The sequence below is a fragment of the Paenarthrobacter sp. NyZ202 genome, from assembly GCF_049860755.1.
Lineage (GTDB): Bacteria > Actinomycetota > Actinomycetes > Actinomycetales > Micrococcaceae > Arthrobacter.
On sequence record NZ_CP187556.1, the window covers coordinates 2704346 to 2718385 of the forward strand.

Sequence of the window (14040 nt, forward strand, 5' to 3'; positions counted from 1 at the left end):
GCCCCGCCCCTTTCGAAAGCTTGTGACTGGGAGCACCCGCTGCCCCTGTGGTAGCTTCTTCCCTGACCACACGGGAGCCCTTGCAGGGGCTGAGATCAGGCTGAAGCAGTCTGCGACCGTCGAACCTGTCCGGGTAATGCCGGCGAAGGAAGTGAGTAATCCTTGAGCACCACAGAAACACAGCACAGCCCTGCCCGGAACCAGACTGCGCCAGCCGGGGAAGCCGTCACGCAGTCGCTGAAGTCCCATTCGCTGGCTTGGGTGGAGGATCCGGGCCACGGCATCCGCGTACCGGTGACCGAGATCGCCCTGGAACCCTCCCCCAACGGGCAGGCCAACGATCCTTTGCGGGTGTACCGCACGGCCGGCCCGGGAAGTGATCCGGTAGTCGGTCTGGAACCGTTCAGGAAGGCCTGGATCGAGGAACGCGGCGATACGGAAAGCTACACGGGCCGGGAACGCAACCTGCTCGACGACGGCAAGTCGGCCGTGCGGCGCGGAGCAGCGTCTGCGGAGTGGAAGGGTGCACAACCGGTGCCCCGCCGCGCCGTCGAAGGCAAGACCGCCACCCAGATGCATTACGCCAGGCAGGGCATCGTCACCCCGGAAATGCGGTTCGTGGCCCTGCGGGAGAACTGCGACGTGGAGCTGGTCCGCAGCGAAGTCGCTGCAGGGCGGGCCATCATCCCGAACAATATCAACCACCCGGAATCGGAACCGATGATCATCGGCAAGGCCTTCCTGGTGAAGATCAACGCCAACATCGGCAACTCGGCTGTCACCAGCTCCATTGCCGAGGAAGTCGACAAGCTGCAGTGGGCCACGCAGTGGGGCGCAGACACCGTCATGGATTTGTCCACGGGAGATGACATCCACACGACCCGCGAATGGATCATCCGGAACTCACCCGTGCCCATCGGCACGGTTCCGATCTACCAGGCTTTGGAAAAGGTCAATGGTGAGGCCAATAACCTCACGTGGGAAATCTTCCGTGACACGGTGATCGAACAGTGCGAGCAAGGTGTGGACTACATGACCATCCATGCCGGCGTCCTCCTGCGGTACGTGCCCCTCACCGCCAACCGGGTCACGGGCATCGTGTCCCGCGGTGGCTCCATCATGGCCGGCTGGTGCCTGGCCCACCACAAGGAGAACTTCCTTTACACGCATTTCGATGAGCTGTGCGAAATCTTCGCAAAGTACGACGTTGCCTTCTCACTCGGTGACGGCCTCCGCCCCGGAGCCACAGCCGACGCCAACGATGCCGCGCAGTTCGCCGAACTGGACACCCTTGCCGAGCTGACCCAGCGAGCCTGGGAATACGACGTCCAGGTCATGGTCGAAGGACCGGGCCACATCCCTTTCCACCTGGTGCGGGAGAATGTGGAACGCCAGCAGGAACTGTGCCAGGGGGCTCCGTTCTACACCCTCGGGCCGCTCGTGACAGACGTTGCCCCCGGTTATGACCACATCACCTCCGCCATCGGTGCCACGGAGATCGCCCGCTACGGCACGGCCATGCTCTGCTACGTGACACCCAAGGAGCACCTTGGCCTGCCGAACAAGGACGACGTCAAGACCGGCGTCATCACCTACAAGATCGCCGCCCACGCCGCGGACCTGGCCAAGGGACACCCTGGCGCGAACGAACGTGACGATGCCCTCTCCAAGGCGCGTTTCGAGTTCCGGTGGCGGGACCAGTTCGCCCTGTCCCTGGATCCGGTGACCGCGGAGTCGTTCCACGACGAGACGCTTCCGGCCGAACCGGCCAAGACGGCGCACTTCTGCTCCATGTGTGGCCCCAAGTTCTGCTCCATGCGCATCAGCCAGGACATCCGCGACGAATACGGTTCGGCCGAAGCGCAGGCCGCGATCGCCGACATGTACAGCGGCATGCGGGAAAAAAGCGAGGAATTCCTCGCAGCTGGCGGCAAGGTCTACCTGCCGGAACTCCAGGTACCGGCAGCCTCAGGACGCGCGAACTGACATAGTCCGCCCGACCTCGGCGATGAACGATCGGATGATCCGGTCACCTTCCACCGAGTCCTGGGGCCGGTGCCCTCCCGCGGCCACGCGCCGGAGGGCACCGGTTTCCTGGAGGTACGCGGCGATCTCTTCGTAAAGGGGCTCCCAACCGCCGGTCAGCACCAGCGTGGGGACCCCCGGAACGATGTGCAAGGGGGCTTCCCAGGGCGGAGCCTGCAACCTGAGCCGCCGGGCAGAGCGCCTGGCCTGGGGTGTATCGGGCACGCCTGCCACGGATGAAAACGCACGGCGGTAGAACTCGCGTTCATAGTCGGCGTCGTTGAGCTGGCTCCGCACGTCAAAAAGCGGTTCCATCAGCGCCCGGTGCGCTGCCGTCGCGGGCAGTTCAGCGGTCAGGGACAGGCACGCCGGCTCCACCAGGGAGAGGGAAAACACCAGTTCCGGCCGGTCCAGGGCTGCCAACATGGCAGCGATCGCCCCTTGTTCATGGGCTACGACATGGCCTCCGCCGACGTCTGCCAGCGCACCGACGAGGATTTCAACGTCCGCTGCCACATCCGATGACAACGGCTCCTCCACCGGATGGAAACCGTGGCGCCGGAGGAACAAGGCGTCATAGTCCAAAGCCATGCCATGTTGCTTGGGCCAGGCCGCAGCGCCGAAACTGCCCAGGCCGTGGACAAAAACAACGCGCTGCTTCTGCATTGACCAATGCGTATTCCACGGCACTGACATCCCAACCGGGGGTTGGCTGCCTACTTGCCCAGGAACTTATCGAAGCCCTTGGGGAGGTTAAGCATGGACGGATCGAAGTCCTGGGCACCCTGGCCGAACGCAGCCCCCGTGGGCGCCGATGCGGCCGCAGCCCGCTTGGCCTCGGCGTCGCGCAGTTCCTGGGCGGCTTTGGCAGGGTTGCCCGAACGCGCCTTCTTCTTCGGCGCGCTCTTGCCGCCCTTGCGCCCGCCACCAGGGCCACCCAGGCCAGGCATTCCCGGCATCCCCGGCATGCCGCCGCCCTGGGCGAGCTTCTTCATCATCTTCTGTGCCTGGGCGAACCGCTCCAGGAGGCCGTTGACTTCAGAAACATGAACGCCCGAGCCCTTGGCGATACGGGCTCGCCGGGAACCATTGATGATCTTGGGAGCCACGCGCTCATGCGGTGTCATGGAACGCACGATTGCCTCGACGCGGTCGATCTCCCGCTCGTCAAAGTTCTCCAGTTGCTGCCGGATGTTCTGGGCTCCCGGCATCATCATGAGCATCTTCTTCATGGAGCCCATGTTGCGGATCTGCTGCATCTGGGCGAGGAAGTCGTCCAGGGTGAAGTCTTCCTGGTCGGCAAATTTCTTTGCCATCCGGGCGGCTTCTTCCTTGTCCCAAGCCTTCTCCGCCTGCTCGATCAAGGTGAGGACATCGCCCATGTCCAGGATGCGGGAAGCCATGCGGTCCGGGTGGAACAGCTCGAAGTCGTCGAGGCCTTCACCAGTGGAGGCAAACATGACAGGCTTGCCGGTGACCGATGCAACAGACAGCGCGGCACCGCCGCGGGCATCGCCGTCGAGCTTGGACAGGACGATACCCGTGAAGTTGACGCCCTCATCGAAAGCCATGGCCGTGTTCACGGCATCCTGGCCGATCATGGCGTCAATGACGAACAGGACCTCGTTGGGGATGATCGCCTGGCGGATGCGTCGGGCCTGGTCCATCATCTCGGCGTCCACGCCAAGACGTCCTGCGGTGTCCACGATCACAACGTCGTGGAGCTTCTGACGGGCCTCGGCAACACCGGCCTGCGCAACGGCGACGGGGTCGCCTGCAGGGTGTTCCACCTCGGACGTGGCACCGGGATGAGGCGCGAAGACGGGAACGCCGGCACGCTGGCCCACGACCTGGAGCTGAGTTACGGCGTTGGGGCGCTGGAGGTCACAGGCGACCAGCAGGGGGCTGTGGCCCTGGGCCTTGAGCCACTTGGACAGCTTGCCGGCGAGGGTGGTCTTGCCCGCACCCTGGAGGCCGGCCAGCATGATGATGGTGGGGCCGTTCTTGGCCAGGCGGATGCGCCGCGTTTCGCCGCCAAGGATCTCCACGAGTTCCTCGTTGACGATCTTGACGATCTGCTGGCTGGGGTTCAGCGCAGCGGATACTTCCGCACCGAGGGCACGTTCGCGGATCCGGGACGTGAACCCGCGGACCACCGGCACGGCAACGTCGGCGTCCAAAAGGGCACGACGGATCTCCCGGACTGTGGCGTCGACATCGGCCTCCGTGAGGCGGCCCTTGCCGCGGAGGTTCTTGAAGGTTGCTGTCAAGCGGTCAGAGAGTGAATTGAACACGCGCCGTGCACTTCTTTCGATGGTCTGCGAATGGGGCCACTGCGGCCCGCCGGAGTCTTGACGACTATCTAGGGTACCAAGTCGAGCCTACAAGATGGCATGCTGGCACAGTGACCAGCAAAACAACTGTGAAAACCTTGCTCATCCTCGGTGCTTCGGGAGACCTGACGGGACGGTTGCTGCTGCCGGGGCTGGCCGGGCTGCTGGCGACGGGCAGGGCGTCAGGCCTGAAACTGGTCGGCGCCGGGTCCGACCCCTGGACCCCGGGCCAGTGGAAGGAACGGGTTGACGGGGCCTTTGCAGCCGCTCTGAAGTCCGCGGGGCCGGAGGGAATACGGGACCTTTCCGCGGTCGCCGCGACCACGGTCTACCATCAGGTGGACGTGACCGCCGACGGCCCCCTGGCCGGACTGCTGGCCTCGCTGGAAGGTCCCGTGGCCGTCTACTTCGCACTGCCCCCGCAGGTCAGCCAGAAAGCGTGCGAAATCCTCCGGCCCGAGCAGGTTCCACCCGGAACCCGGCTGGTCCTGGAGAAGCCCTTCGGTTCGGGCACGGCGTCGGCCAGCGACCTGAACCGGACACTGGTGAAATTGGTGCCGGAGGGCCATATCCACCGCGTGGACCATTTCCTGGGCAAGGCGACGGTGCTGAACATCCTGGGCCTGCGCTTCGCCAACCGCTTCCTGGAGCCGGTGTGGGACCGCGAACACATTGAAAAGGTCGAGATCATCTTCGATGAAGATCTCGCCCTGGAAGGCCGGGCGCGCTATTACGACAACGCCGGCGCCTTGCGCGACATGATCCAGAGCCACCTGCTGCACATCATGGCTTTCCTGGCCATTGACGCTCCCGCCAGCATCGACGAACGCGACCTCCGGGATGCCGTAGCCACCGTACTGAGGGCCAGCAGCATCAAAGCGCCCTACCGCGACTCCACCCGCCGGGCCCGGTATACGGTCGGCACCCTTGGCGAGCGGCATGTTCCCGATTACACCGACGAGGCCGGCGTGGATCCGGCCAAGGAGACCGAGACGCTCGCCGAAGTCCGCGTGGACATCGACAACTGGCGCTGGAAAGGGGTGCCTTTCATCCTGCGCTCGGGCAAGGCGATGGGCCGCAAACGCAAGGAGGCAATCGTCACGTTCCGGCCGGTGCCGCACCTGCCGGTCGGGTTCTCCGGCGTGGATTCGCCCAACCAGCTCCGGATTGGATTCGGGCCGGATGTGCTGCAGCTGGATGTGGACGTCAACGGCCCGGGCGACATCTTCACCTTGGACCGCGCGAGCCTCCTTGCCGAACTGAACGCCCCGGGCATGCTTCCCTACGGCGAAGTGCTGGAGGGCATCCTTGCCGGGGACCCCCTGCTGTCTGTCCGCGGCGACACCGCGGAAGACTGCTGGCGGATCATCGAACCGGTGCTGCACGCCTGGTCCCGGGGCGCCGTCCCGTTGGAGGAGTACGACGCCGGCAGCGCGGGTCCGGCGTCCTGGCCGACCGCCGTCGGGGGTTAGGCAAGCCGCTGCCGCCTGCCGCCGTCGTCCTGCCCGGGGCATAAGCCAAAAGACAGAACGGGCCGGGTACCTGTGCGGTACCCGGCCCGTTCATCGTGCCCGGGATCAGATGGCGGCTGCGCCGCGCTCCCCCGTCCTGACCCGGACGGCCTCGTATACGTCCACGGTCCAGACTTTCCCGTCACCGGCGCGGCCGGTGTTGGAACTGGCGATCAGGACATCCAGGATGTCGTCGGCCTGTTCGTCCGTAGCGAGAACCTCGATCCGGATCTTGGGCAGCAGGTCCACGTTGTACTCGGCGCCGCGGTACACCTCGGTGTAGCCGCGCTGCCTGCCGTAGCCGCTTGCTGCGCTGACCGTCAGTCCCTGGACTCCGTAGGCCTCCAGGCCCTCCCGGACTGCGTCAAGCTTCTCGGGACGGACGATCGCTGTGATGAGTTTCATGCCTGGACACTCTCCTTGCCTTCTGCGGGAACCTTGGCCTGTGCCGGAGCCTTGCCTTCTGCCGGGGCGTCGCCCTTGCCGGTCACCGCGTCATGCAGCGGCTGGAAGCTTCCACCGTGGCCACCCACACCGAACTCGTAAGCAGTTTCCGCGTGGAGGCTGAGGTCCACACCCACGTTCTCCTGTTCGGTGGAGACCCGGAAGCCCATGGTCTTGTGGATGGCGAACGCGATGATGGCGGTCAGGATGGCCGAGAAGGCGATCGCGATGCCTGCTGCTGCAAGCTGTGCCCACATCTGGGCCCAGCCGCCGCCATAGAAGAGGCCGCCACCAACGCCGTCCGTGGGAAGGGCGATGAAGCCCAGGGCCACCGTGCCGATGACGCCGGAGACGAGGTGGACGCCCACAACATCAAGGGAGTCATCGAAGCCCCAGCGGAACTTCAGGCCGACCGCCAGGGCGGAAGCCACGCCTGCCACCAGGCCGAGTCCCAACGCACCGACAGGGCTGACGTTGGCACAGGCCGGAGTGATGGCCACGAGGCCGGCGACGACGCCGGATGCGGCACCCAGGGAGGTCGGGTGTCCGTCGCGGATACGTTCGGTGATGAGCCAGCCGAGCATTGCTGCAGCCGGTGCTGCGAGGGTGTTGATCCAGATCAGGCCGCCCTGCTCAGCAGTAGTTGCTGCGCCGCCGTTGAAGCCGAACCAGCCGAACCACAGCACTGCTGCACCCAGCATGACGAACGGAATGTTGTGCGGACGGTGGTTGGGGTCCTTGCCGAAGCCGCGGCGGTTGCCGATGATGAGCACCAGGACGAGGGCCGCTACGCCGGCGTTGATGTGCACGACGGTTCCGCCTGCAAAGTCGATGGCCGGGCCGAGTGCCTGGCCGATGGCGCCTTCGGGACCAAACAGGCCGCCACCCCAGACCATGTAGGCCAAGGGGCAGTACACCAGGGTGACCCACACCGGCACGAAGAGGCTCCAGGCGCCGAACTTGGCGCGGTCTGCAATGGCACCGCTGATCAGCGCCACGGTGATGATGGCGAACGTTGCGGCGTAGCCGACCTTGATCAGGCCGTCCGGGGTGGTAATGCCCTCAAGTCCGAACGTGGCGAAGGGGTTGCCGACAATCTGCAGGAAGCCCTCGCCCGAGCTCATGGAAGCGCCCCACAGCACCCAGACGACGCCCACGATTCCAATGGAGATGAAGCTCATCATCATCATGTTCAGGGCTGCCTTGGCGCGTGTCATGCCGCCGTAGAAAAATGCCAAACCGGGAGTCATCAACAGCACGAGCGCCGCCGCCACCATGACCCATACGTGACCTGCGGTAAGTTCCATGGTGCACGTTCCTCTCTTGCTAGTTCTGCGGTTCGTCCGCTGACCTGACGCTTTGTGCGTCCTGCTTAAAGAGTTTTGTGCCGCTGTGTTTCACCTGCGCAGGTTTTACATTGCGGGCCCGTTACAACAACCTCCCCAACGTAAATGGTGGATATCGTGGTTGTTACGGGTATGTTTCAGGCGTTACATATGCCCCGAGCCACCAGAAAAAGAAGGACAAGCACTGCATGGCCAAGTCCCCCGGATCCCTTGAATCGACGAGGGTGAAGCCGGAAAAGGAACCACTTCCCCGCGACATCAAGGTGATGTTGGCCGCTGCCTTCCTGATCGCCCTGGGCTTCGGCCTGGTGGCACCCGTGTTGCCGCAGTTTGCCGCGACCTTCGATGTCGGCGCCACCGCCGCTGCCGTGATCGTGAGCATCTTCGCTTTCATGCGGTTGGTCTTCGCCCCAGCCGGCGGATCATTGATCGGACGCTTCGGGGAGCGGAACGTCTACGTCTCCGGCCTGTTGATCGTGGCCGTCTCCACCGCTGCGTGCGCCTTTGCGCAGGATTACTGGCAACTGTTGGTCTTCCGCGGCCTGGGCGGGGCGGGTTCGGTGATGTTTACAGTTGCTGCCATGGGCCTGCTGATCAGGCTGGCTCCGCCGGAACGGCGCGGCAGGGTGTCCGGCGCCTACGCTTCGGCGTTCCTGATCGGCAGCGTCCTGGGTCCTGTGGTGGGCGGGCTGTTGGCGGGCTTCGGGCTCAGGATTCCGTTCCTTGTCTATGCTGCTGCCCTGTTGCTGGCAGCCCTGGTGGTGCGGACCATGCTCAGCGGCTCGGGCGTGACACGCCAGGACGATGCCGCAGCCCCTCCCATGCCGCTCAAGGAGGCCCTGGCCGATTCGGCTTACCGCGCGGCCGTCTTCTCCAGCTTCAGCAATGGCTGGGCCACCTTCGGCGTCCGCATGGCCACCATTCCACTGTTCGCGGTGGCTGTCCTGCAGTCCCGGCCGGAAACCGCAGCGTGGGCACTGGCCGTCTTCGCTGTAGGGAACGCAGCCGCCTTGACGTTCTCCGGGCGGCTGGCCGACGCGTGGGGCCGCAAACCGCTGCTGCTGCCTGGCCTGGTGGTGACGGGTCTGGCCACCGGATTCATCGGGTTCACCACGGACCTCGTGGCCTTGCTGGCAGCCTCCGCCGTGGCGGGCTTCGGGTCGGGCCTCCTGGGCCCTGCCCAGCAGGCGGCCGTTGCCGATGTGATCGGCAGGGGCCGCTCCGGCGGCAAGGTCCTGGCTGTCTTCCAGATGGCTGCCGACACCGGGGCCATTGTTGGTCCCGTGGTAGCCGGGCTCATTGCCGACCTTTGGGGGTACGGTCCGGCCTTCGCAGCCACCGGCGGGATCCTCCTGCTGGCGGCAGCTGCCTGGCTGCCCGCCCGTGAACCCCTGGGGTCCACGGGCGGACGGCGCTAGTTCAGCAGGGCGTCCACGAATCCTTCGGCGTCGAACGGCGCAAGGTCATCCGGACCTTCGCCCAAACCGATGAGCTTCACGGGGACGCCGAGGCTCTTCTGGATGGCCACCACGATGCCACCCTTGGCGGTGCCGTCCAGTTTGGTCAGCACGATGCCGCTGATGTTGACCACCTCTGCGAAGACCCGGGCCTGGTTCAGGCCATTCTGCCCCGTGGTGGCATCCAGGACCAGCAGGACCTCGTCCACTTCCGCCAGTTTCTCGATGACGCGCTTGACCTTGCCGAGCTCGTCCATGAGGCCCGTCTTGTTCTGGAGGCGGCCGGCGGTGTCCACCATGACCACATCCACTTCCTGGTCGATGCCCGCCTTGACGGCTTCATACGCCACCGAAGCGGGGTCGGCGCCGTCAATGTCCGACTTGACCGTGGGGACCCCGACACGCTGGCCCCACGTGGCCAACTGCTCGGCGGCGGCGGCGCGGAACGTGTCGGCCGCCCCCAGCAGCACGTCCTTGTCTTCAGCCACCAGCACGCGCGCCAGCTTGCCCACCGTGGTGGTCTTGCCCACGCCGTTGACGCCGACAACAAGCACGACGGCGGGCCGGTCACCTTGGCGGGCGACGTTCAGGGAGCGGTCCATGGAGGGGTCCACGAGCTTGATGAGTTCTTCACGGAGCATGGCCTTGACATGCTCCGGATCACGGGTCCCCAGGACCTTGACCCGTTCACGCAGCGACTCGACCAACTGCATGGTGGGTTCGGTGCCGAGGTCCGCCAGGAGCAAGGTTTCCTCGACCTCGTCCCACACGTTTTCGTCGATTTTGTCGCCGGACAGCAGGGCCAGCAGCCCCTTGCCCAGGATGTTGTTCGACTTCACCAGGCGTGCGCGAAGCCGGTTCAGGCGGCCTTCCACTGGCGCGGGAGTCTCAACGGAGATGGTTTCCAGGCCGGCGGCGTCGTCCGGGACGTCGGTCTCTTCTACAGTTCCATCGAAGGGAGGGGCCGGCGGCGTGGGAGCCGGTCGGTCCTCCACCAAGGTTCCGCCGCCTGCCGCCGGGGTCTGGACGGGGTCGTTGGCATCGCGGGTTCCCGTGTACCGTGACCCGGTTTTCCGGGCTTTCATCAGCACCGGTACCAGCCCGCCGACCACGACGAGCGCAGCCACAATGGACAGAATTATGGGTAGGAAATCATTCACTCCCCTACCTTCTCACAAAGCTATGCCCCGTCACCGAGCCGTTGGCTGATGACCGTGGACACCCCGTCTCCCCGCATCGTCACCCCGTACAGGGCATCCGCCACTTCCATGGTGCGCTTCTGGTGCGTAATAACGATGAGCTGGCTGGACTCCCGGAGCTCCTCGAAGATGGTGATGAGGCGGCCCAGGTTGGTGTCGTCCAGTGCGGCTTCGACCTCGTCCATGACATAGAAGGGCGAAGGCCTGGCTTTGAAGATCGCCACCAGCAACGCCACCGCCGTCAGCGAACGTTCTCCGCCGGAAAGCAGCGAAAGCCGCTTGATCTTCTTTCCGGCCGGACGTGCCTCGACCTCGATGCCGGTGGTCAGCATGTCCTCGGGGTCGGTCAGGACCAGCCTGCCTTCGCCGCCCGGGAAGAGCCGCGCAAAGACGTGGTCGAACTGCCTGGAGGTGTCCGCGAAGGCCTCCGTGAATACTTGCTGGACCCGGTTGTCCACTTCCTTGATGATGTCCAGCAAGTCCTTCCGGCTGGCCTTCAGGTCTTCCAGTTGGGTGTTGAGGAACTGGTGGCGTTCCTCGAGGGCAGCGAACTCTTCCAAAGCCAGCGGGTTCACCTTGCCCAGGGCTGCAAGTTCCCGTTCGGCTTTCTTCAGCCGTTTCTCCTGCTCCGCACGGACGAACGGGATGCCCTCGACGATGGGGTTCCCGTCCTCGTCCACGGGTGCGCGCAGCTCGGCCCACTTGTCCGCTCCCGGCCCCGCCGGTACGGGCACCGGCTGGTCAGGTCCATACCCGGCCACCAGTTGCTCCGCAGAAAGCCCGAGCTCTTCCACAGCGCGCTGTTCGAGTGCTTCGATCCGGAGCCTCTGCTGTGCCCGCGCCAACTCATCCTTGTGGACTGAATCGGTAAGATCGGCCAGCTCCCGGGCGAACGCGTCGTTGCCGGAGCGTACTTCGGACAGGTCCCGCTCCAATCGTTCACGGACCTGTTCGGCGAGGTCGCGCTCCCTCCCGGCCAGGTCCACCGAAACATCGATGAACTGCAGGGCCTGTTCAACGGCTGCTGCCACCGCAGCCGCCCGTTGCGCCTGGGCCTGCCGCCGCCGCGCCCGCCGTGCAGCTTCTTCGCGTGCCCGGCGTTCGGTGGCTGCTGCCCGTTCCAGGGAGGCCGCCCTGTTGCTGACAGCCCCCAGCTGCTCCTCGGCGGTCCGCAGTGCCAGGCGGGCCTCCATCTCGGCAGCCCGGGCCGACCTCGCTTCTGCGGCCAGTTCATCCCGGATGTCCGTGGAGGGCTCATCGTCCGGTGCTTCCTGGGCGGCAGCCAAGCGCTCGGCAGCTACTTCCAGATCCAGTTGCGCTTCGGCGATGTTGGCTTCGGCCCGGGCCAGCGAGGCTTCAAGGCGCTCACTTTCGCCCACGGCGCTGCGCAGGAGCGAGTTCAGGTGGCCCAGCCGTTCCGCGACGGCGGCAAGCCGGGCATCCGATTCGTGGAGCCGGTCCAGGGCAGCATCGGCACGCTCCTGCGCTTCCACACGACGTGCCCGCGCACCTGCGAGCGCAAAACGTCCGCGTTCCAGTGCTCCGGTTACTTCTTGAAGCCGGGCAGCGGCGTCGTCAACTTCCGCCTGGATCTCCAGCAGCGACGGCGCGGTGGCGGACCCGCCGTGGGCGGTGAGGGAGGTCAGGACGTCACCGCCGCGGGTGACCGCCGTGAGCTCGGGCCGTTCAGCCACCAGAGCCGCGGCGGCCTGCAGGTCATCGACGACGGCGGTGGCGGCCAGGAGCGCCAATGCGGCTTGGGCCGACGGTTCGGTGACTTTGACGACGTCGGATGTCCAGCGGCAGCCGCCAGGCAAGTCCAGGTCCTGCGGGCGGGGGTGGTCCGTCTCCGGGGCGAGCAACAAGGCTGCCCGCCCGGCGTCTTCATCTTTCAGGAGGTTCAGGGCTGTCACTGCGCCGGCTGTGTCCAAGACGACAAGGGCATCCGAGGCCTGGCCAAGGGCGGCGGCGACGGCAGCCTCGAAACCGGGTTCGATGGCCAGCATGCCGGCAAGCGGACCGACAAGGCCGTCGATGCCGGCTGACAACAGGCGTCCGGATCCGTCCTTGCGGTTGAGGCCCAGTTGCAGCGCATCCTTCCGGGCGGTCAGGGCATCCCGCTCGCGCAGGGCATCGCGTTCGGCCGCGGTGAGTTCTTCGATCTCCGCGACGACTGCCTCAAGGGCTTCCATGGCGGACTCGTATTCTGCATCCAGGCCTTCTTCGCCGTCTTCAACACCCGCTACCTGTGTTTCCAGGGCGGTGAATTCACTCTGGGCCTGGCGACGCCGTTCGTTGCCGGCGGCGAGTGATTCGCGGAGGCGCCCACGTTCGGCTTCTGCGGCCTCTGCCCGTGACCGGGCGGCCGCGACCTGCCCTGCCAGGCGGGCCAGGCCCTCGCGACGGTCCGCTGCCGCCCGGAGCATGGCCGTAAGCCGTTTGTCTTCCGCCGCGGCGAGGGCTTCGGCTGAATCCTTGGCCACCGTGGCTTCAAGCAAGGCAGCCTGCTTGGCCAGGATGTCGTGTTCCAAAGCAGCTTCCTCGTCCCGGACCCTGGCGGCCTGGCGCTCCAGCTGGTCAGGGTCGCGGCCGGTATCCGGTGGGAGCTCCGAGGAGCCAAGGAGCCGGCGCCGTTCGGCGGCCAGTGATCCCAGGGAGCGGAAGCGTTCCCTGGCTGCGGAGAGTTGGTACCAGTTGTCGCGTGCGGCATTGAGCCGGGGCGTGGCGTGGGCTGCACGCTGTTCCAGTTCCGCCTGCCGCCTGCGCCCGTTGCCCAGTTCCGCCTCAACGATCTGCCGGCGTTCCCTGAGGGCCTCTTCGTCTGCGACGTCCTGTTCCAGGGCGGTGGTCAGCTGGACGAGGTCATCGGCAAGGAGACGGGCACGGGCGTCCCTGACGTCGAACTGGACGGTCTGGGCGCGGCGGGCGATTTCGGCCTGCTTGCCCAACGGCGTCAACTGCCTCCGGATCTCGGCCGTGAGGTCCCCCAGCCGTGCAAGGTTTGCTTGCATGGCCTCGAGCTTCCGCACCGTCTTTTCCTTGCGGCGGCGGTGTTTGAGGATGCCCGCAGCTTCTTCGATGAAGCCACGGCGGTCTTCCGGGGTGGCATGCAGGACGCGGTCAAGCTGGCCTTGGCCGACGATGACGTGCATCTCGCGCCCCAGTCCCGAATCCGACAGGAGCTCCTGGATGTCCAGCAACCGGCACGGGGCGCCGTTGATGGCATATTCGGAACCACCTGTGCGGAACAGTGTCCGCGAGATGGTGACTTCGCTGTACTCGATGGGGAGGGCGTTGTCCGTGTTGTCGATGGTCAGCGAGACGTGGGCCCGTCCCAGGGGTGGCCGGCCTGAAGTGCCGGCAAAGATGACGTCCTCCATTTTGCCGCCACGGAGCGTCTTGGCGCCCTGCTCCCCCATGACCCAGGCGAGCGCGTCCACCACGTTGGACTTGCCCGAACCGTTGGGACCCACCACTGCGGTGACGCCGGGTTCGAAGTCGAACGTCGTGGCAGACGCAAACGACTTGAATCCGCGGACGGTCAAACTTTTCAAATGCAAGGCGCTTCGGTTCTCCTGGGTGGCCCGGGTGCTGTACCCCCTAAATCTACTGCGGTTTGGAATGAAACCTTGGATCCGGAGCCGAAAAAGCCTTGCGGGTGGCTTCCCCCGCCCCTACACTCCTGCCAAGGGTTACTTGTCGGTTTACTCCGGTGATCCCGCCTT

General features: G+C 65.6%; 9 protein-coding genes and 1 riboswitch. Of the genes, 3 read left to right on the forward strand and 6 right to left on the reverse strand.

Translation table 11 applies throughout. The features are described from left to right. The first annotated feature begins 60 nt into the window (after nt 1–60). Nucleotides 61–168, forward strand: a riboswitch (TPP riboswitch). Further along, entirely contained in the window at nt 163–1986 is a 1824-nt protein-coding gene (thiC, locus tag ACPFL9_RS12575; protein ID WP_426003029.1) for a phosphomethylpyrimidine synthase ThiC, read from the forward strand. (Overlaps the previous riboswitch by 6 nt.) Here the strand turns inward: thiC and ACPFL9_RS12580 are convergent. After that, nucleotides 1969–2691 (reverse strand): alpha/beta fold hydrolase, encoded by a 723-nt coding sequence (locus ACPFL9_RS12580; protein WP_426003030.1) that lies wholly within the window; start codon nt 2689–2691, stop codon nt 1969–1971. The two genes, thiC and ACPFL9_RS12580, sit on opposite strands and share 18 nt — an antisense overlap. Before the next feature lie 50 nt (nt 2692–2741). Continuing rightward, on the reverse strand, nt 2742–4319 hold the full coding sequence (gene ffh, locus ACPFL9_RS12585) for a signal recognition particle protein (RefSeq protein WP_426003032.1): 1578 nt from the start codon (nt 4317–4319) through the stop codon (nt 2742–2744). Nucleotides 4320–4429: 110 nt separating this feature from the next. On the opposite strand from ffh, the gene ACPFL9_RS12590 reads away from it, so the two are divergent. Beyond that, nucleotides 4430–5830, forward strand: coding sequence for a glucose-6-phosphate dehydrogenase (locus ACPFL9_RS12590; protein WP_426003034.1), 1401 nt, complete (start codon nt 4430–4432; stop codon nt 5828–5830). A 105-nt stretch (nt 5831–5935) separates the two neighbouring features. Here the strand turns inward: ACPFL9_RS12590 and ACPFL9_RS12595 are convergent, their stop codons facing one another. Together ACPFL9_RS12595 and ACPFL9_RS12600 are read right to left on the reverse strand one after the other, a co-directional pair. Then, nucleotides 5936–6274 carry a P-II family nitrogen regulator gene (locus ACPFL9_RS12595; RefSeq protein ID WP_426003035.1) on the reverse strand — a complete coding sequence of 113 codons (339 nt, stop codon included), beginning with the start codon at nt 6272–6274 and terminating at the stop codon, nt 5936–5938. Then, nucleotides 6271–7620, reverse strand: coding sequence for an ammonium transporter (locus ACPFL9_RS12600; RefSeq protein WP_426003037.1), 1350 nt, complete (start codon nt 7618–7620; stop codon nt 6271–6273). Before ACPFL9_RS12600 ends, ACPFL9_RS12595 begins: the two co-directional genes overlap by 4 nt. 77 nt (nt 7621–7697) lie before the next feature. Here ACPFL9_RS12600 and ACPFL9_RS12605 point away from each other — a divergent pair, with 77 nt between their 5' ends. Beyond that, the gene (locus ACPFL9_RS12605) at nt 7698–9077 is read left to right on the forward strand and encodes an MFS transporter (protein WP_426003039.1); all 1380 of its coding nucleotides are present in this window, start codon (nt 7698–7700) and stop codon (nt 9075–9077) included. Here the strand turns inward: ACPFL9_RS12605 and ftsY are convergent. Together ftsY and smc are read right to left on the reverse strand one after the other, a co-directional pair. After that, nucleotides 9074–10276, reverse strand: coding sequence for a signal recognition particle-docking protein FtsY (ftsY, locus tag ACPFL9_RS12610; protein WP_426003041.1), 1203 nt, complete (start codon nt 10274–10276; stop codon nt 9074–9076). The genes ACPFL9_RS12605 and ftsY overlap by 4 nt on opposite strands. A gap of 20 nt (nt 10277–10296) precedes the next feature. Further along, nucleotides 10297–13875, reverse strand: coding sequence for a chromosome segregation protein SMC (gene smc / locus ACPFL9_RS12615; RefSeq protein ID WP_426003042.1), 3579 nt, complete (start codon nt 13873–13875; stop codon nt 10297–10299). Between the last annotated feature and the right edge of the window lie 165 nt (nt 13876–14040).

Coding starts and splice junctions, on each gene's coding strand:
- ACPFL9_RS12580 (WP_426003030.1), bottom strand. CDS start 2,691: ATGCAGAAGCAGCGCGTTGTTTTTGTCCACGGCCTGGGCAGTTTCGGC.
- ACPFL9_RS12595 (WP_426003035.1), bottom strand. CDS start 6,274: ATGAAACTCATCACAGCGATCGTCCGTCCCGAGAAGCTTGACGCAGTC.
- ACPFL9_RS12600 (WP_426003037.1), bottom strand. CDS start 7,620: ATGGAACTTACCGCAGGTCACGTATGGGTCATGGTGGCGGCGGCGCTC.